A 15094-nucleotide genomic window follows, 5' to 3' on the forward strand; every position below is an offset into this window, starting at 1 on the left:
AGCCTCCAGCCTTACATACATACTAATAATTCCTGGTTAGCAATAGTCCGGCAATAACCATAATAAATAAAATATAAATCCAGATATCGCGTTTTTCAATCTTCAATTCCCGTATCTTTGTCCGGCCTTCCCCGCCCTGATAGCCACGCGCTTCCATAGCCATTGCGAGCTCTTCAGCACGTTTAAACGCGCTGACGAATAAAGGTACTAATAATGGAACAACTGCCTTTATTCGCTCTTTTACAGGGCCTGTACGAAAATCTACACCACGGGAGGCCTGCGCTTTCGATATTTTTTCTGTTTCTTGCATTAGAGTAGGGATAAACCTAAGTGAAATTGACATCATCAGCGCCAATTCATGTACAGGGAATCTGACTTTCTTTAGCGGATGAAGTATTTCCTCAATTGCATCGGTAATCTCAATAGGGGTTGTGGTCAAGGTCAGTAACGAAGTCATCAGTATCAACAGGAAAAACCGTATAGAGATTTCAAACCCCTTTATAATTGCTCCTGAATAAATCTCAAGTCCGAATATACTTAAAAGTACAGTGCCTTCTTTTGTCACGATCAGATGCAGAATAAATGTAAATATAATCAAAAACCAAACAGGTGTTAATCCCTTGATAATAAAGCGCATCGGTATTCTTGTAGTAAGCATACTTGTCAATGCGAATATAGTGAGTATTCCATAACTGATCGCTGAATTAGCAAAAAATACAACAAAAACAAAGAAGAAAATGACTGTAATCTTGGTTCGCGGATCGAGTTTATGAACAAGGGACTGGCCCGGTACATACTGACCAATTATCAGTGAATTATTCATGAGGGGTCCCCCTTCAGCACACTTCGTATTTCCCGGGCAATCTCAGCCGCTGATTGTCTTCGAAAAGGTATTTTAACTCCGAATTTCGCCTCAAACGCATTCAGGAACTCCACCATTTCCGGTACATCAAGTTGCACCTGATTCAGCGCCTCTTTCTGCGTGAATACCTCTTCCGGGTTACCTTCCATGTATTTGGTGCCTTTGTTTAAAATAATTACATGATCTGCATATCGTACGGCATCCTCCATGCTGTGGGTGACTAGAACAGTCGTTAGTCCCTGTGTTTTATGTAATTCATAAAACATTTTCATCATTTCTTTTTGTCCACGAGGGTCGAGTCCTGCAGTTGGTTCATCGAGGACGAGCACTTCCGGTCTGACTGCTAGCACTCCAGCAATTGCCACCCGGCGCATCTGTCCACCGCTCAAATCAAACGGTGACCGCTCCAGTAATTCTTCAGGCAAACCAACCTGAGGGATAATCTGGCGAATCCGGTCCTGTATTTTATTTTCCGATACACCGAAATTCTGAGGACCAAAAGCAATATCTTTCTCAACTGTTTCCTCAAATAGTTGGTGTTCCGGATATTGAAACACCACACCTACTCGACTGCGCAGTTCTTTCATATTCTTAGGTTTACCCTCGCTGCTCAGACGGAAATCCCCTATGATAACCTCACCCTTACTTGGGCGGACCAATCCATTTAAGTGCTGAATCAGAGTAGATTTACCCGACCCTGTATGGCCAATCACCGCCACAAAGGAACCAGATGGGATGTCAAAGGAAAGATTATCGATTGCTTTATGGGCGAACGGTGTATTTTCCTGATATATATAGCTTACATTTCTGAATGTGATGTCCATAGGTCCTCCAACAATTTTTCCTGATTTAAGGCTTCCCGTTTCATCTCTATGCCCGCTTTCTTGAGTTCATCGGATAAGATTGCAACAAACGGTACATCTAAGCCAATTTTGCGTAGCTCCTCTTTCTTCGCAAAAATATCACGCGGGGTCGCCTCATCCCAAACTTCCCCTTTGTTCATAACGATTACACGCTCTGCCTGCACCACTTCATATAAGTCATGAGTAATAGTTATCAGAGAAAGTTGATGCTCTTCCTGAACTTCCGTGACCGTCTTCATAATTTCTTTCCGGCCTTTGGGATCGAGCATAGCAGTAGCCTCATCCAGAATAAGTACCTTTGGGGAGATTGCCAGTACACTGGCGATGGCTACACGCTGTTTTTGCCCGCCTGACAATTTGTGGGGTTCTGTCATCAGATAGTCCTGCATGCCCACCGCTGTTAACATCTTATCAATCTGGTTAATCATGATCTCTCGGGGAATGCCACGATTCTCCATGCCAAATGCTACATCATCCTGAACAGTGGTACCGACAAACTGGTTATCCGGATTCTGAAACACCATCCCGACCTCTTTCCGAACTTCCCAAATAGATTCTTCGGTAACACGCTGACCATTGATGACTATTTCACCTTCCTGGGGAAAAAGAAGCCCGTTCATAAGTTTGGCTATGGTAGATTTACCCGATCCATTGTGACCTATGATCGCAATGGCCTCATTCTCATATACTTCAAATGAACAATTTTTCAGGACCCATGGTTGCTCTTCCCCATACTTGAATGATACATTTTTGAATTCTATCAACTTATTCCGCATTCCGTTGTTCCTCCCCCCAGAAGGGACAAGGGGACAGGCTCCGTGTCCCAATGATTTGGGACATGGAGCCTGTCCCCTTTGTCCCGGTCCTACAAAAAAAGGGCCTGGATTCACCTCATGGAAGAGATTCAGTCCTGCCCCTTAACGCGTACGTTTTGTTTATACTAACTCAACGATTGCCATTTCTGCTCCATCACCTTGACGAGCACCAAGCTTAAGAACACGTGTATATCCACCTTGTCTGTCTTCGTAGCGTGCAGCAACGTCATCAAAGAGTTTCTGAATAACGTTTTCGTTGTCGTTAGCCTCTTTGTTATATAAGAATGCTGCAGCTTGACGACGCGCGTGAAGGTCACCGCGTTTACCAAGTGTAATCATTTTATCAACGATTGATTTAAGTTCTTTCGCTTTTGCCTCCGTTGTTTCAATCCGCTCATGAATGATCAGATCTGAAGCAAGGTTACGAAGCAATGCCAAACGATGGTCTGTTGTACGACCTAACTTTCTAGCCATGGACTTTCCCTCCCTTTTTGGAAATTCTAAAGGTGTCTTATCTATTAATCGTCATCACGCAGTCCGAGACCTAAATCTTCAAGTTTGTGTTTTACTTCCACAAGTGACTTACGGCCAAGGTTACGTACTTTCATCATATCTTCTTCTGATTTATTTGAAAGCTCCTGAACTGTATTAATTCCAGCACGCTTCAGGCAGTTATAGGATCTGACTGACAGATCAAGTTCCTCAATGGTCATTTCCATAACTTTTTCTTTCTGGTCTTCTTCTTTTTCGACCATGATTTCTGCGTTTTGCGCTTCATCGGTCAACCCAATGAAAATATTCAGATGTTCATTGAATACTTTCGCACCTAGAGAAACTGCTTCCTCAGGACGAATGCTTCCATCTGTCCATACATCAAGGGTAAGTTTATCGTAATTAGTGATTTGACCTACACGAGTATTCTCAACTTGATATGTTACACGTGACACTGGTGTAAAGATAGAATCAACAGGAATTACGCCAATTGGCTGATCATCGCGTTTGTTGGATTCTGCCGGACGGTAGCCTCTGCCCCGTTCTGCAGTAATCTTCATATGCAAACTGCCTTTGCTGTTGATCGTAGCGATTGGCAATTCCGGATTTAACACCTCTACATCACTGTCATATGTCAGATCTGCAGCGGTAACCTTTCCTTCTCCCTGCACATCGATTTCCAAAGTCTTCTCTTCATCAGAATAAATCTTCAGAGCAAGCTTCTTCAGGTTCAGAATAATAGTGGTCACATCTTCAGCAACGCCTTCGATTGTTGAAAATTCATGCTGTGCTCCATCAATTTGAACCGATGTTACAGCGGCACCCGGAAGTGAGGATACTAGGATACGACGCAAGGAGTTTCCTAGAGTAGTACCATATCCACGCTCAAGCGGCTCGACGACGAATTTCCCAAAAGTGGCATCATCGCTGATCTCTACCGTTTCTATTCTTGGTTTTTCAATTTCGATCATTCACAAAACCCTCCTTTAAAACGTCGAAACCCCGGTTAGACACCAGTCTAACCGAAATTCCTCAAATAGGCAGTTGGCGTTTCTGCACTATTGCATTTCCTTCGTATCTTCTTGTCTCTGTCATGTTGAATAGTAAAGTTCTGCTTAAAAGTAGCGAAACTTTTCGGCATTTTACTTTTAGCTATCATAACCCATTATAGACAGGGTGACAAATTCTATACGGTATAATTATACACGACGACGTTTTGGTGGGCGGCAACCATTATGAGGTACTGGGGTTACGTCACGAATAGCGGTAACTTCCAAACCAGCTGCCTGCAGAGAACGAATAGCTGCTTCACGACCAGCACCAGGTCCTTTAACAGTTACTTCAAGTGTTTTCATTCCGTTATCTACTGCTGTTTTAGCTGCAGTTTCAGCGGCCATTTGTGCAGCAAATGGTGTTGACTTACGGGAACCTTTGAAGCCAAGTGATCCAGCAGAGCTCCATCCGATGGAATTCCCTTGAGTATCCGTAATAGTAACAATAGTATTGTTGAATGTGGAACGGATATGAGCGATACCTGTTTCAATATTCTTTTTCACACGACGCTTACGCGTATTTGTTTTACGTGCCATGGATTAGCTTACCTCCTTTACTTTACTTTTTCTTGTTTGCGATTGTACGACGAGGACCTTTACGGGTACGTGAGTTGTTTTTAGTCTTTTGTCCACGAACCGGCAAGCCACGACGGTGTCTGATACCACGGTAAGAACCGATCTCGATCAGGCGCTTGATGTTAAGGGATGTTTCACGACGAAGGTCACCCTCAACTGTATAGTCGCCGATAGCCTTACGGATACGTCCAAGTTCATCTTCAGTCAGATCGCGTACACGAGTGCTTTCTGAAACGCCTGCTTCATTAAGGACTTTCTGTGCAGTACTTTTTCCAACACCATAAATATACGTTAATGAAATAACTACACGTTTATCACGTGGAATATCTACTCCTGAAATACGTGCCATAGATTCTTCGCACCTCCTTGTTTGTTAGCCTTGTTTTTGCTTGTGTTTCGGATTTTCACAAATCACCATTACTTTACCTTTGCGTTTAATGACTTTGCATTTTTCACAAATGGGTTTTACAGATGCTCTTACTTTCATCATCTTTACCTCCTTTAATATCGGAGCTCACTCGTCTATTTATAACGGTACGTAATTCGTCCTCTTGTTAAATCATACGGTGAAAGTTCTACCGTTACTTTATCACCTGGTAAAATGCGGATAAAGTGCATGCGGATTTTACCGGAGACATGAGCCAGAACAGTATGACCGTTTTCAAGCTCAACATTAAACATTGCGTTCGGCAATGTTTCCGTAACGGTACCTTCGACTTCAATTACATCGTCTTTCGCCATCGTGTTGATCTCCCTTCTTCAAATCAGTCACAACCTCATTGACAAATTTAGTTATGGCAAATCGTAACTTGCCATTTGTGACACGACCGGTTTCTAGAAGGCTGTTTTGGACTTCCGGAGAAACATAATCCATAACTTCAATATGATGCAGATTCTTTTTCTTTGGCCGATCATATTTACGTTTTTCCCCATCTGCCAGCAATACATATCGATCATCTATCAATTTTAATACTACCGCGTATTGCCCGGCTTCTCGTCCTCGCATAATACGAACAACTTGACCTATTCGCGGAACCGACTCAGCTTCGCTCAACAACGATCACCTTCACTTAGGCATATTTTATTGCTGTCCTCTTGAAGAGGAACCACACTGTCTGTAATCTTTTGTGTCACTGCTAATCAAGTCGTACGCATCTCAGTAGTAACTACACTACGGAATTCATTATATCTTTAACCGGACAAAATTGCATCCGTCCCGTGCTGGTTATACATCCAAAACGCTTATTTTTCTAGTTTTGATTGGATATCCTCGAACACCTTATCGATTGACTGGTCGCCATCGACTGTCACGAGATACCCTTTTTCCTGATAAAAGTCCAGTAACGGCTGAGCCTGCTTGATATTTACTCTCAAACGCGTCTTAACCGTTTCTGGCTGATCATCTTCACGCTGAATTAACGCAGAGCCATCTTTGTCACATATCCCCTCTTCTTTCGGGGGATTATAGATAACATGATAAGTGGCACCGCATGTTGGACAAATTCTACGACCGGTCAGACGCTCCACTAATTTTTCTTCTGGTACATCTACATGCAAAACGCAATCAATTGATTCCTTCATATCGGATAAAAGAGATTGCAAAGCCTCGGCTTGTGCGATGGTTCGCGGAAAACCGTCCAATAAGAATCCATTTTTACAATCATCTTTGCTTAACCGCTCTTTGACAATTCCTATTGTTACTTCATCTGGAACAAGGTCACCCTGATCCATATAAGCCTTAGCCTGCTTACCAAGTTCAGTTCCTTCTTTTATTGCTAAACGGAACATATCTCCTGTTGAAATATGAGGGATTTGGTACTTTTCATTTATCTTCTCTGCCTGGGTGCCTTTACCAGCACCAGGAAGACCCATTAGGATTAAATTCAACTACTTTCCCCTCGCTCTCATTGGCAGTATAATTCCTTACTTGATAAAACCTTTGTAGTGCCGCTTAACCAGCTGGCTTTCCAGTTGTTTCATTGTCTGGAGCGCAACACCTACAACAATCAGTAAGCTTGTGCCGCCGATTTGGACTGCTTGAGGCAGATTTGCAAGACCACCCAATATGATAGGCAACACTGAAACAGCCGCCAGGAAGATGGAACCTACAAATGTTAAGCGATACATAACTCGTGTCAAATACGTTTCAGTATTTTTACCAGGTCTGATACCTGGGATATAGCCACCTTGCTTCTGCAGATTCTCTGCCATTTGTTCAGGATTCACCTGAACAAAGGTATAGAAGTACGTGAAAGCAATAATCAGTGCTACATAGATTACCATACCGATTGGTTGCGTATAATTGAATATCCGCTCAATTGAATCAGCAAACGCATTACCTTCAAAAAGACCCGCGACTGTCCGAGGTGCAATAATGAATGCAATTGCGAAGATTACCGGGATAACCCCTGCTGCATTAACTTTCAACGGCAGATGGGTTGAATGCCCGCCAACCGGTGAACGGTTTACAAGCTTTTTAGCATACTGAATTGGTATTTTACGCAATGCCTGCTGGATAAAGATAACACCAACAGTTACTGCAATGACCACCAGTATAATTAATGCAACGATCACAATGTTAATGAATAATTCATCACCAGGATTTACGAAATACTGGCTGTATAATTGATTTACTCCGTTTGGTACAGCAGCAACAATACCCGCGAAAATCAGAATGGATATACCATTTCCAACACCATTCGCAGTAATCTGCTCGCCCAACCACATAAGGAATGTCGTTCCACTTGTCAGAACCAGTGCGATGATAATGAATTTAAACGCACTCGGATCAGCAATTAAAGCTCCGCCAGCCATCGCATTAAACCCAATTGACATTGCAATTGCCTGAACGAATGCAAGGACTACGGTCCCATATCTGGTGATTTGCGCCAGCTTTTTGCGGCCCATTTCACCTTGCTTCTTCCACTCGGCAAACTTTGGCACAACATCCATTTGCAGAAGCTGCATAATGATGGATGCTGTAATGTAAGGCATAATCCCCATTGCAAGAATGGAGAAGTTTTGTAATGCCCCGCCTCCGAATGTATTCAGAAAACCGAACACATTCTGCGAATTCATGAAATCAATGGCATCCTTGTTTGTATATGGCACGGGAATAAACGTACCAATACGGAATACAATTAACATTAACAAAGTGAAAATTATTTTCCGTCTAATGTCAGCTACGCGCATAAAATTGGAGATCGTGCGGAACATTAAATCACCTCTGTTTGACCGCCCGCTGCTTCAATAGCTTCTTTCGCTGAAGCAGAGAACTTATGAGCTTTAACAGTTAGTTTCTTTTCGACAGTACCTTTACCAAGTACTTTAACACCTGCTTTAAGCTTGCTTACAACACCTTCTTCAAGTAGAAGTTCCGGTGTTACTTCTGTGCCTTCTTTAAAACGATTTAGAGCATCTAGGTTTACAACAGCAAACTCTTTACGGTGAATATTGGTGAATCCACGCTTAGGCAGACGCTGGAATAATGGCATTTGGCCACCTTCGAAGCCTGGACGTGTTCCGCCACCTGAACGTGCTTTTTGTCCTTTATGCCCACGGCCGGAAGTTTTTCCGTTACCTGATGACATTCCGCGACCTACGCGATTGCGCTTTTTGCGTGTTCCTTCTGATGCCTTCAATTCGTGAAGTTTCATGCGAGCACCTCCTCTTTACGCTTTGTTATATTAAACTTCTTTAACCGATACCAGGTGAGATACTTTGTCAACCATACCACGTACGGCTGGAGTATCTTCACGGACTACGGATTGATTAATTTTTTTCAAACCTAGTGCCTGAACAGTTTGACGTTGTGACTCGATTCTGCCGATGACACTTCGCGTGAGGGTGATTTCTAACTTTTTAGCCATAGTATTTCCCTCCTTATCCTAACAGTTCTTCTACAGACTTTCCTCGTAGTTTTGCTACTTCTTCTGCACGTTTCAAGTTTGTTAATCCATTAAGTGTTGCGCGGATCATGTTGATTGGTGTGTTGGATCCAAGTGATTTTGTCAGGATATCACCAACACCTGCAAGTTCCAGAATAGCACGAACAGGGCCACCGGAAATAACTCCAGTACCTTCTGCAGCAGGTTTTAGTAATACGTTACCAGAACCGAATCTGCCATGAATTTCGTGTGGAATTGTTGTTCCTACGATTGGTACTGTAATAAGGTTTTTCTTAGCATCATCAACAGCTTTCTTGATTGCTTCAGGTACTTCCTGTGCTTTACCTGTACCAAAACCTACATGTCCGTTCTTATCTCCAACAACAACTAGTGCAGCAAAACGGAAACGGCGTCCACCTTTAACTACTTTTGCAACACGGTTGATTGTTACTACGCGTTCTTCAAGATCTAATTTGTTCGGATCAATGCTAGTAAGCATCTATGTCCCTCCTTTATCTATCGATTAAAATTCAAGACCGGCTTCACGAGCCGCATCTGCTAAAGCTTTGACACGTCCATGATAAAGGTAGCCTCCGCGATCAAATACAACTGATTTGTAACCTTTATCTTGGGCATGTTTCGCGATCATTTCTCCGACCTGCTTAGCTCCTTCAACATTCCCTGAAGCATCATTGTTTTTAGTAGATGCGCTTGCCACTGTTGTGCCATTAACATCATCAATTAATTGTGCATAAATGTGTTTATTTGAACGGTACACATTCAGACGTGGACGTTCCGCAGTTCCGAAAAGGTTCTTACGGACACGAGCATGTCTTTTTTTGCGTACAGCATTTTTGTCAGGTTTTGTGATCATCTAGGTCACTCCTTTCTGCTCCCTAACTAACCTTACTTAGCAGTTTTACCATCTTTACGACGTACATATTCACCTTCATAGCGAATCCCTTTACCTTTGTATGGCTCAGGTGGTCTGATTGCTCTGATATTAGCGGCTACTGCGCCAACTAATTCTTTGTCAATCCCTTTTACAACGATCTGTGTGTTTTTAGGAACCTCAATCTCAATACCTTCGATTGGATCAAGTTCAACTGGATGTGAGTAACCTGCGTTTACAACGACTTTGTTACCTTGCTTCTGAGCACGATAACCAACGCCGTTGATTTCAAGGCTTTTCTCAAAACCTTTGTGAACTCCCTCTACCATGTTGCCGATCAAACTGCGAGTAGTACCGTGCAGCGCGCGGTGTTCTTTATTGTCACTAGGACGCTGAACAGTAAGAACGTTATCTTCAATAACGATTTTCATATCTTTACTAAAATCTCTGGTTAATTCCCCTTTAGGGCCCTTAACTGTCACAGTGTTGTCGTTGAATTTAATTTCAACGCCCTCTGGAATCTCGAGTGTCTTATGTCCTATACGAGACATCCCATGCACCTCCTGTCTTAAAAGTATAAATTACCAAACATACGCGAGTACTTCGCCACCAACAGCCTGCTTGCGTGCTTCTTTGTCGGAAAGCACTCCATTGGATGTTGAAACGATAGCAATACCCAAACCGTTCAGTACGCGTGGTACCTCATCAGCTTTGGCATAAACACGTAATCCTGGTTTACTGATACGTTTGATACCTGTAATTACTCGTTCGTTGTTTGAACCGTACTTAAGGAAAAGACGCAGAACACCTTGCTTGTTATCTTCAATGAATTCATAATCACGAACGAAACCTTCACGTTTAAGGATATCAGCGATTTCTTTTTTCATTTTAGAAGCCGGAAGCTCCAACTTTTCATGGCGTACCATGTTTGCATTACGAATACGAGTCAGCATATCTGCGATTGGATCTGTCATAACCATTACTACATTACCTCCTTCCCGAATCGGGGTTTACCAGCTTGCTTTTTTGACACCAGGAATTTGACCTTTATAGGCAAGTTCGCGGAAACAAATACGGCAAAGTTTAAATTTACGGATTACAGAGTGTGGACGTCCACATCTTTCACAGCGTGTATATTCCTGAACCTTATACTTCTGTGGGCGCTTTTGCTTTGCGATCATTGATTTTTTAGCCAAAATTTTCCCTCCTTTTCAGCTTTCAGCTTATTTTTGGAAAGGCATGCCTAGCTGAGTTAAAAGTTCACGTGCTTCTTCATCAGTGTTGGAGCTTGTTACGATAACAATATCCATACCGCGCACTTTGCTTACTTTATCATAGTTGATTTCCGGGAAAATCAGTTGCTCTTTAACGCCTAGGGTATAGTTGCCACGGCCATCAAAAGCTTTCTTGGAAATACCACGGAAGTCACGTACACGTGGCAGTGAAACTGCAATCAGTTTTTGCAGGAATTCATACATACGCTCTCCGCGAAGTGTAACCTTTGCACCGATCGGCATACCTTCACGCAAGCGGAATCCAGCGATTGATTTTTTAGCACGAGTTACCATAGGTTTCTGACCGGAAATTAATGAAAGTTCCTCTACTGCATTATCCAATGCTTTAGAGTTCTGAACAGCATCACCAACACCCATGTTGATAACTATTTTCTCTACAGCCGGCACTTCCATAACTGAGTCATATTCGAATTTATTCATTAATGATGGCAGTACATCATCCTGATACTTTTGTTTAAGTTCATTCATCATGTCGCCCTCCTTTCACCTGAAACTATTTATCTAATGCTTCACCGGATGTTTTAGCGATACGGACTTTTTTTCCGTCACGTTCTTCATATCCAACACGAGTTGGCTCTCCGGATTTTGGATCGATTGGCATTACGTTAGAAACATGGATTGGTGCCTCTTGGTTAAGAATCCCACCTTGCGGATTATCCTGTGAAGGCTTTGCGTGTTTCTTGATCATGTTAATACCTTCAACAAGAACACGTTCATTTTTTGGGTATGCTTCTAAAATAGTGCCCTGCTTTCCGCGGTCTTTACCGGAAATGACTTTTACTTTATCACCTTTTTTTACATGCATGCTTGACGCACCTCCCTACAAGGCTTTTCATTACTGCTTATAAAACTTCTGGAGCTAGAGATACGATTTTCATGAATTTTGCATCACGTAATTCGCGTGCAACTGGTCCAAAAATACGTGTACCACGTGGACCCTTGTCATCACGGATTATTACGGCAGCATTTTCATCAAAACGAATATATGATCCATCTTTACGGCGCATACCAGACTTAGAACGTACGATAACAGCCTTTACGACTTCACCTTTTTTGACAACGCCTCCTGGTGTTGCTTGTTTGACCGTGCAAACAATCACATCACCGATATTAGCTGTCTTACGTCCGGAACCACCCAATACTTTGATGGTCAATACTTCACGTGCACCAGAGTTATCTGCAACTTTTAAACGACTTTCCTGTTGAATCATATCGCTGTGACCTCCCTTCGGATACCTTCCGAGCGAACTTTATTATATTATTACCGCTTCTTCAACGACTTCAACTAGACGAAAACGTTTAGTTGCTGACAGCGGACGAGTTTCCATGATTTGAACGATATCACCAATCTTAGCTTGGTTATTCTCATCATGTGTTTTGAATTTCTTAGAATACTTTACACGCTTGCCGTACAATTTATGGAATTTATAAGTTTCAACCAGCACTGTGATTGTCTTATCCATTTTGTCGGATACAACGCGTCCAGTGTATACTTTACGATTATTACGCTCACTCATTTGAGGCTAGCCTCCTCTCTTGTCTCAGTTATTCACGCTTAGTTCACGTTGACGTACAACTGTTTTCATACGAGCAATGGACTTACGTACTTCACGCAGGCGTGCAGTGTTTTCAAGTTGTCCTGTTGCCAGCTGAAAGCGTAAGTTAAAAAGTTCTTCTTTTAGAGATTTAACTTTCTGTTCAATTTCGGCAGTGGTCAGTTCTCTGATTTCATTAGCCTTCATTGCTTTCACCACCAATTTCTTCACGTTTTACAAACTTAGTTTTAATCGGCAGTTTATGAGAAGCAAGACGCAACGCTTCACGTGCAACCTCTTCAGATACACCTGCGATTTCAAACATAATCTTTCCTGGTTTAACTACTGCTACCCATCCTTCAGGAGCACCTTTACCGGAACCCATCCGAACTTCAAGGGGCTTTGCAGTATATGGTTTATCAGGGAATATTTTAATCCAGACTTTACCGCCACGTTTCATGTAACGAGTCATTGCGATACGTGCAGACTCGATTTGGCGACTTGTGATCCATGAAGCTTCAACTGCCTGCAGACCATATTCACCAAAAGCTACTGTTGTGCCACCTTTAGCTCGGCCTGTCATTTTTCCACGATGCTGTCTACGATATTTAACACGTTTAGGCATTAACATAATGCATTTCCCCCTTCCTTATTTATTCGTTTTAGTTGGAAGGACTTCTCCACGATAAATCCACACTTTGACACCTAACTTACCATAAGTTGTGTCTGCTTCTGCTGTACCATAGTCGATGTCAGCACGAAGCGTGTGAAGTGGTACTGTTCCTTCGCTGTAATGTTCCGCACGAGCGATATCGGCACCGCCAAGACGCCCGGATACTTGTGTTTTAATACCTTTTGCCCCACCGCGCATAGCACGCTGAATAGCCTGTTTCTGTGCACGACGGAATGAAATACGGTTTTCCAATTGACGGGCAATGTTGTCAGCAACCAATGCTGCATTAAGATCAACTTTTTTAATCTCAACGATATTGATGTGAACACGTTTGCCTGTCAGAGCGTTTAATGATTTACGTAGAGCTTCTACTTCAGAACCGCCTTTACCAATAACCATTCCAGGTTTACCAGTATGGATAGTGATGTTTACGCGGTTTGCTGCACGTTCAATTTCGATCGAAGAAACAGCAGCAATACGCAAGCGGTTTTCAAGATATTCTCTTATTTTAATATCTTCATGTAGTAAGTCTGCATAGTCTTTGCCAGCATACCATTTAGACTCCCAGTCTTTAATGATACCTACGCGAAGACCCTTAGGATTTACTTTTTGACCCACTGACTATCCCTCCTTCTTTTCAGTTACAACCACTGTAATGTGGCTTGTGCGTTTATTGATTTTGCTTGCACGACCTTGTGCACGCGGACGGAAACGTTTCAATGTAGCACCTTCGTTTACGAACACTTCGGAAACTACCAGATTATCTGCATCCATTTCATAGTTATGCTCTGCATTCGCAATAGCAGAGTTCAAAACCTTTTCTACAACCGGAGAAGCACCGCGTTGTGTATGGCGCAAAATTGCTACTGCTTCACCAACTTCTTTTCCTCGAATCAAATCTACGACTAAACGAACTTTACGAGGAGCAATACGAACAGATTTCGCAACGGCTTTAGCTTGCATGTTAAGTGCCTCCTCTCATTAGCGTTTTGTTTTCTTATCAGCACCAGCATGCCCTTTATACGTACGGCTTGGCGCGAATTCACCTAGTTTGTGTCCTACCATATCTTCTGTAACATAGACAGGCACATGTTTGCGACCGTCATATACAGCGATTGTATGGCCAACAAAAGTAGGGAATATTGTTGAACGGCGAGACCAGGTTTTAACTACCTGCTTCTTATCCGCTTCATTTAAGCTTTCAACCTTTTTCATTAGATGGTCATCTACAAAAGGTCCCTTTTTTAAACTACGACCCATGGATAAACCTCCTTTCGCACTTGAACGACGGATGTTTTAGACCGCCGTTTTATCCGTTTATTTCTTGCGCTTACGAACGATGAATTTATCTGTAGGTTTGTTACGCTTACGAGTCTTGTAACCAAGAGTTGGTTTGCCCCATGGTGACATTGGTGATTTACGACCGATTGGCGCACGTCCTTCACCACCACCGTGTGGGTGATCGTTAGGGTTCATAACAGAACCACGTACAGTTGGGCGGACACCTTTCCAACGGGAACGTCCTGCTTTACCAACACGTATAAGTTCGTGTTCGATGTTTCCAACCTGGCCGACAGTAGCACGGCAAGTAGATAATACCAGACGTACTTCGCCTGATGCCAGACGTACAAGTGTATATTTATCTTCACGACCAAGGATTTGTGCTTCAGCTCCTGCAGAACGTGCAAGCTGACCACCGTTACCTGGCTTCAGTTCAACATTGTGGATAATTGTACCCACTGGAATGTTTTTAAGTGGAAGAGCATTACCAGTTTTGATATCTGCGTTTTCCCCTGATTCGATTTGCTGACCTACCTTTACGCCTTTTGGAGCAAGGATGTAACGCTTCTCTCCATCCGCATAATTAATCAGCGCAATGTTTGCTGAACGGTTAGGATCATACTCAACTGTAGCAACGCGTCCAGGTATTCCATCTTTGTCGCGTTTAAAGTCGATAATACGATATTGACGCTTGTGGCCTCCACCTTGATGACGGACAGTCAGTTTACCCTGGTTATTACGGCCGCCGCGTTTTGATAGAGGACTAAGTAGAGATTTTTCCGGAGTATCCGTGGTGATCTCTGCAAAGTCAGATACAGACATATTACGTCTACCGTTTGTGGTAGGTCTGAATTTCTTAATAGCCATCTAA

Annotated in this window: 29 protein-coding genes; all 29 read right to left on the reverse strand. The window is 42.8% G+C overall.

Annotated features, from left to right (window positions below):
- Positions 1-22: 22 nt before the first annotated feature.
- The 29 genes from ACFO3D_RS15725 to rplB all read right to left on the reverse strand — a co-directional run bounded on the left by ACFO3D_RS15725 (position 23) and on the right by rplB (position 15090).
- Positions 23-823: an energy-coupling factor transporter transmembrane component T family protein gene (locus tag ACFO3D_RS15725; protein ID WP_390298208.1), complete on the reverse strand. Its 801-nt coding sequence runs from the start codon at positions 821-823 to the stop codon at positions 23-25.
- Positions 820-1686, reverse strand: a complete 867-nt coding sequence (locus ACFO3D_RS15730) for an energy-coupling factor ABC transporter ATP-binding protein (protein WP_390298211.1) — start codon at positions 1684-1686, stop codon at positions 820-822. The genes ACFO3D_RS15725 and ACFO3D_RS15730 overlap by 4 nt, the downstream gene beginning before the upstream one ends.
- Positions 1662-2501: an energy-coupling factor ABC transporter ATP-binding protein gene (locus ACFO3D_RS15735; protein ID WP_390298214.1), complete on the reverse strand. Its 840-nt coding sequence runs from the start codon at positions 2499-2501 to the stop codon at positions 1662-1664. Before ACFO3D_RS15735 ends, ACFO3D_RS15730 begins: the two co-directional genes overlap by 25 nt.
- Before the next feature lie 159 nt (positions 2502-2660).
- Positions 2661-3014 carry a 50S ribosomal protein L17 gene (gene rplQ / locus ACFO3D_RS15740; protein WP_390298217.1) on the reverse strand — a complete coding sequence of 118 codons (354 nt, stop codon included), beginning with the start codon at positions 3012-3014 and terminating at the stop codon, positions 2661-2663.
- Positions 3015-3058: 44 nt separating this feature from the next.
- Complete coding sequence (locus ACFO3D_RS15745) at positions 3059-4003, reverse strand: DNA-directed RNA polymerase subunit alpha (RefSeq protein ID WP_390298220.1); 945 nt, start codon at positions 4001-4003, stop codon at positions 3059-3061.
- 228 nt (positions 4004-4231) lie between these two features.
- A complete protein-coding gene (gene rpsK, locus ACFO3D_RS15750) occupies positions 4232-4621 on the reverse strand; it encodes a 30S ribosomal protein S11 (RefSeq protein WP_390298223.1) in 390 nt (129 codons plus the stop codon).
- Between the two features lie 22 nt (positions 4622-4643).
- Complete coding sequence (rpsM, locus tag ACFO3D_RS15755; RefSeq protein ID WP_390298226.1) at positions 4644-5009, reverse strand: 30S ribosomal protein S13; 366 nt, start codon at positions 5007-5009, stop codon at positions 4644-4646.
- A gap of 24 nt (positions 5010-5033) precedes the next feature.
- The gene (gene rpmJ, locus ACFO3D_RS15760) at positions 5034-5147 is read right to left on the reverse strand and encodes a 50S ribosomal protein L36 (protein WP_010095733.1); all 114 of its coding nucleotides are present in this window, start codon (positions 5145-5147) and stop codon (positions 5034-5036) included.
- Between the two features lie 35 nt (positions 5148-5182).
- On the reverse strand, positions 5183-5401 hold the full coding sequence (infA, locus tag ACFO3D_RS15765; protein WP_010095735.1) for a translation initiation factor IF-1: 219 nt from the start codon (positions 5399-5401) through the stop codon (positions 5183-5185).
- The gene (locus ACFO3D_RS15770) at positions 5379-5714 is read right to left on the reverse strand and encodes a KOW motif-containing protein (protein ID WP_390298231.1); all 336 of its coding nucleotides are present in this window, start codon (positions 5712-5714) and stop codon (positions 5379-5381) included. Before ACFO3D_RS15770 ends, infA begins: the two co-directional genes overlap by 23 nt.
- 188 nt (positions 5715-5902) lie before the next feature.
- Positions 5903-6547 (reverse strand): adenylate kinase, encoded by a 645-nt coding sequence (locus tag ACFO3D_RS15775; protein WP_390298234.1) that lies wholly within the window; start codon positions 6545-6547, stop codon positions 5903-5905.
- A 36-nt stretch (positions 6548-6583) separates the two neighbouring features.
- A complete protein-coding gene (gene secY / locus ACFO3D_RS15780) occupies positions 6584-7876 on the reverse strand; it encodes a preprotein translocase subunit SecY (RefSeq protein WP_390298237.1) in 1293 nt (430 codons plus the stop codon).
- Positions 7876-8316: a 50S ribosomal protein L15 gene (gene rplO / locus ACFO3D_RS15785; RefSeq protein ID WP_390298240.1), complete on the reverse strand. Its 441-nt coding sequence runs from the start codon at positions 8314-8316 to the stop codon at positions 7876-7878. Before rplO ends, secY begins: the two co-directional genes overlap by 1 nt.
- Positions 8317-8346: 30 nt before the next feature.
- A complete protein-coding gene (gene rpmD / locus ACFO3D_RS15790; protein WP_390298243.1) occupies positions 8347-8529 on the reverse strand; it encodes a 50S ribosomal protein L30 in 183 nt (60 codons plus the stop codon).
- A 13-nt stretch (positions 8530-8542) separates the two neighbouring features.
- Positions 8543-9046, reverse strand: a complete 504-nt coding sequence (gene rpsE, locus ACFO3D_RS15795; protein ID WP_390298245.1) for a 30S ribosomal protein S5 — start codon at positions 9044-9046, stop codon at positions 8543-8545.
- Between the two features lie 24 nt (positions 9047-9070).
- Positions 9071-9421, reverse strand: coding sequence for a 50S ribosomal protein L18 (gene rplR, locus ACFO3D_RS15800; protein WP_390298247.1), 351 nt, complete (start codon positions 9419-9421; stop codon positions 9071-9073).
- Between the two features lie 32 nt (positions 9422-9453).
- Positions 9454-9990: a 50S ribosomal protein L6 gene (gene rplF, locus ACFO3D_RS15805; protein ID WP_390298250.1), complete on the reverse strand. Its 537-nt coding sequence runs from the start codon at positions 9988-9990 to the stop codon at positions 9454-9456.
- Positions 9991-10020: 30 nt separating this feature from the next.
- Complete coding sequence (gene rpsH / locus ACFO3D_RS15810; RefSeq protein WP_390298254.1) at positions 10021-10419, reverse strand: 30S ribosomal protein S8; 399 nt, start codon at positions 10417-10419, stop codon at positions 10021-10023.
- 30 nt (positions 10420-10449) lie between these two features.
- Positions 10450-10635 carry a type Z 30S ribosomal protein S14 gene (locus ACFO3D_RS15815; RefSeq protein ID WP_010652082.1) on the reverse strand — a complete coding sequence of 62 codons (186 nt, stop codon included), beginning with the start codon at positions 10633-10635 and terminating at the stop codon, positions 10450-10452.
- 27 nt (positions 10636-10662) lie between these two features.
- Positions 10663-11202: a 50S ribosomal protein L5 gene (gene rplE / locus ACFO3D_RS15820; protein ID WP_390298258.1), complete on the reverse strand. Its 540-nt coding sequence runs from the start codon at positions 11200-11202 to the stop codon at positions 10663-10665.
- A gap of 25 nt (positions 11203-11227) precedes the next feature.
- Complete coding sequence (gene rplX / locus ACFO3D_RS15825) at positions 11228-11539, reverse strand: 50S ribosomal protein L24 (RefSeq protein ID WP_390298261.1); 312 nt, start codon at positions 11537-11539, stop codon at positions 11228-11230.
- 37 nt (positions 11540-11576) lie between these two features.
- The gene (gene rplN, locus ACFO3D_RS15830; RefSeq protein ID WP_390298264.1) at positions 11577-11945 is read right to left on the reverse strand and encodes a 50S ribosomal protein L14; all 369 of its coding nucleotides are present in this window, start codon (positions 11943-11945) and stop codon (positions 11577-11579) included.
- Positions 11946-11987: 42 nt separating this feature from the next.
- Entirely contained in the window at positions 11988-12251 is a 264-nt protein-coding gene (gene rpsQ / locus ACFO3D_RS15835) for a 30S ribosomal protein S17 (RefSeq protein WP_390298267.1), read from the reverse strand.
- Positions 12252-12275: 24 nt separating this feature from the next.
- A complete protein-coding gene (gene rpmC / locus ACFO3D_RS15840) occupies positions 12276-12476 on the reverse strand; it encodes a 50S ribosomal protein L29 (RefSeq protein WP_390298270.1) in 201 nt (66 codons plus the stop codon).
- The gene (gene rplP, locus ACFO3D_RS15845) at positions 12466-12900 is read right to left on the reverse strand and encodes a 50S ribosomal protein L16 (RefSeq protein ID WP_390298273.1); all 435 of its coding nucleotides are present in this window, start codon (positions 12898-12900) and stop codon (positions 12466-12468) included. The genes rpmC and rplP overlap by 11 nt, the downstream gene beginning before the upstream one ends.
- A gap of 18 nt (positions 12901-12918) precedes the next feature.
- The gene (rpsC, locus tag ACFO3D_RS15850; protein WP_390298276.1) at positions 12919-13560 is read right to left on the reverse strand and encodes a 30S ribosomal protein S3; all 642 of its coding nucleotides are present in this window, start codon (positions 13558-13560) and stop codon (positions 12919-12921) included.
- A gap of 3 nt (positions 13561-13563) precedes the next feature.
- Positions 13564-13905: a 50S ribosomal protein L22 gene (gene rplV, locus ACFO3D_RS15855; RefSeq protein ID WP_390298279.1), complete on the reverse strand. Its 342-nt coding sequence runs from the start codon at positions 13903-13905 to the stop codon at positions 13564-13566.
- 18 nt (positions 13906-13923) lie between these two features.
- On the reverse strand, positions 13924-14202 hold the full coding sequence (gene rpsS / locus ACFO3D_RS15860) for a 30S ribosomal protein S19 (protein WP_390298282.1): 279 nt from the start codon (positions 14200-14202) through the stop codon (positions 13924-13926).
- A 57-nt stretch (positions 14203-14259) separates the two neighbouring features.
- Positions 14260-15090, reverse strand: a complete 831-nt coding sequence (gene rplB, locus ACFO3D_RS15865; RefSeq protein ID WP_390298285.1) for a 50S ribosomal protein L2 — start codon at positions 15088-15090, stop codon at positions 14260-14262.
- Between the last annotated feature and the right edge of the window lie 4 nt (positions 15091-15094).

The organism is Virgibacillus kekensis (genome assembly GCF_042654125.1).
Lineage (GTDB): Bacteria > Bacillota > Bacilli > Bacillales > Amphibacillaceae > Lentibacillus > Lentibacillus kekensis.

Excerpts from the sequence above, each read along its gene's own strand:
- rpmD (WP_390298243.1), bottom strand. The coding sequence starts at position 8,529 with ATGGCTAAAAAGTTAGAAATCACCCTCACGCGAAGTGTCATCGGCAGA.
- rpsH (WP_390298254.1), bottom strand. The coding sequence starts at position 10,419 with ATGGTTATGACAGATCCAATCGCAGATATGCTGACTCGTATTCGTAAT.
- rplF (WP_390298250.1), bottom strand. The coding sequence starts at position 9,990 with ATGTCTCGTATAGGACATAAGACACTCGAGATTCCAGAGGGCGTTGAA.
- ACFO3D_RS15745 (WP_390298220.1), bottom strand. The coding sequence starts at position 4,003 with ATGATCGAAATTGAAAAACCAAGAATAGAAACGGTAGAGATCAGCGAT.
- rpsS (WP_390298282.1), bottom strand. The coding sequence starts at position 14,202 with ATGGGTCGTAGTTTAAAAAAGGGACCTTTTGTAGATGACCATCTAATG.
- infA (WP_010095735.1), bottom strand. The coding sequence starts at position 5,401 with ATGGCGAAAGACGATGTAATTGAAGTCGAAGGTACCGTTACGGAAACA.
- rpsE (WP_390298245.1), bottom strand. The coding sequence starts at position 9,046 with ATGCTTACTAGCATTGATCCGAACAAATTAGATCTTGAAGAACGCGTA.
- rplE (WP_390298258.1), bottom strand. The coding sequence starts at position 11,202 with ATGAATGAACTTAAACAAAAGTATCAGGATGATGTACTGCCATCATTA.
- secY (WP_390298237.1), bottom strand. The coding sequence starts at position 7,876 with ATGTTCCGCACGATCTCCAATTTTATGCGCGTAGCTGACATTAGACGG.
- rpsM (WP_390298226.1), bottom strand. The coding sequence starts at position 5,009 with ATGGCACGTATTTCAGGAGTAGATATTCCACGTGATAAACGTGTAGTT.
- rplQ (WP_390298217.1), bottom strand. The coding sequence starts at position 3,014 with ATGGCTAGAAAGTTAGGTCGTACAACAGACCATCGTTTGGCATTGCTT.
- rpmC (WP_390298270.1), bottom strand. The coding sequence starts at position 12,476 with ATGAAGGCTAATGAAATCAGAGAACTGACCACTGCCGAAATTGAACAG.
- rplP (WP_390298273.1), bottom strand. The coding sequence starts at position 12,900 with ATGTTAATGCCTAAACGTGTTAAATATCGTAGACAGCATCGTGGAAAA.
- rplX (WP_390298261.1), bottom strand. The coding sequence starts at position 11,539 with ATGCATGTAAAAAAAGGTGATAAAGTAAAAGTCATTTCCGGTAAAGAC.
- rplR (WP_390298247.1), bottom strand. The coding sequence starts at position 9,421 with ATGATCACAAAACCTGACAAAAATGCTGTACGCAAAAAAAGACATGCT.
- rplV (WP_390298279.1), bottom strand. The coding sequence starts at position 13,905 with ATGCAAGCTAAAGCCGTTGCGAAATCTGTTCGTATTGCTCCTCGTAAA.
- rpsQ (WP_390298267.1), bottom strand. The coding sequence starts at position 12,251 with ATGAGTGAGCGTAATAATCGTAAAGTATACACTGGACGCGTTGTATCC.
- rpmJ (WP_010095733.1), bottom strand. The coding sequence starts at position 5,147 with ATGAAAGTAAGAGCATCTGTAAAACCCATTTGTGAAAAATGCAAAGTC.
- rpsK (WP_390298223.1), bottom strand. The coding sequence starts at position 4,621 with ATGGCACGTAAAACAAATACGCGTAAGCGTCGTGTGAAAAAGAATATT.
- ACFO3D_RS15735 (WP_390298214.1), bottom strand. The coding sequence starts at position 2,501 with ATGCGGAATAAGTTGATAGAATTCAAAAATGTATCATTCAAGTATGGG.
- rplO (WP_390298240.1), bottom strand. The coding sequence starts at position 8,316 with ATGAAACTTCACGAATTGAAGGCATCAGAAGGAACACGCAAAAAGCGC.
- ACFO3D_RS15725 (WP_390298208.1), bottom strand. The coding sequence starts at position 823 with ATGAATAATTCACTGATAATTGGTCAGTATGTACCGGGCCAGTCCCTT.
- rplB (WP_390298285.1), bottom strand. The coding sequence starts at position 15,090 with ATGGCTATTAAGAAATTCAGACCTACCACAAACGGTAGACGTAATATG.
- rplN (WP_390298264.1), bottom strand. The coding sequence starts at position 11,945 with ATGATTCAACAGGAAAGTCGTTTAAAAGTTGCAGATAACTCTGGTGCA.
- ACFO3D_RS15730 (WP_390298211.1), bottom strand. The coding sequence starts at position 1,686 with ATGGACATCACATTCAGAAATGTAAGCTATATATATCAGGAAAATACA.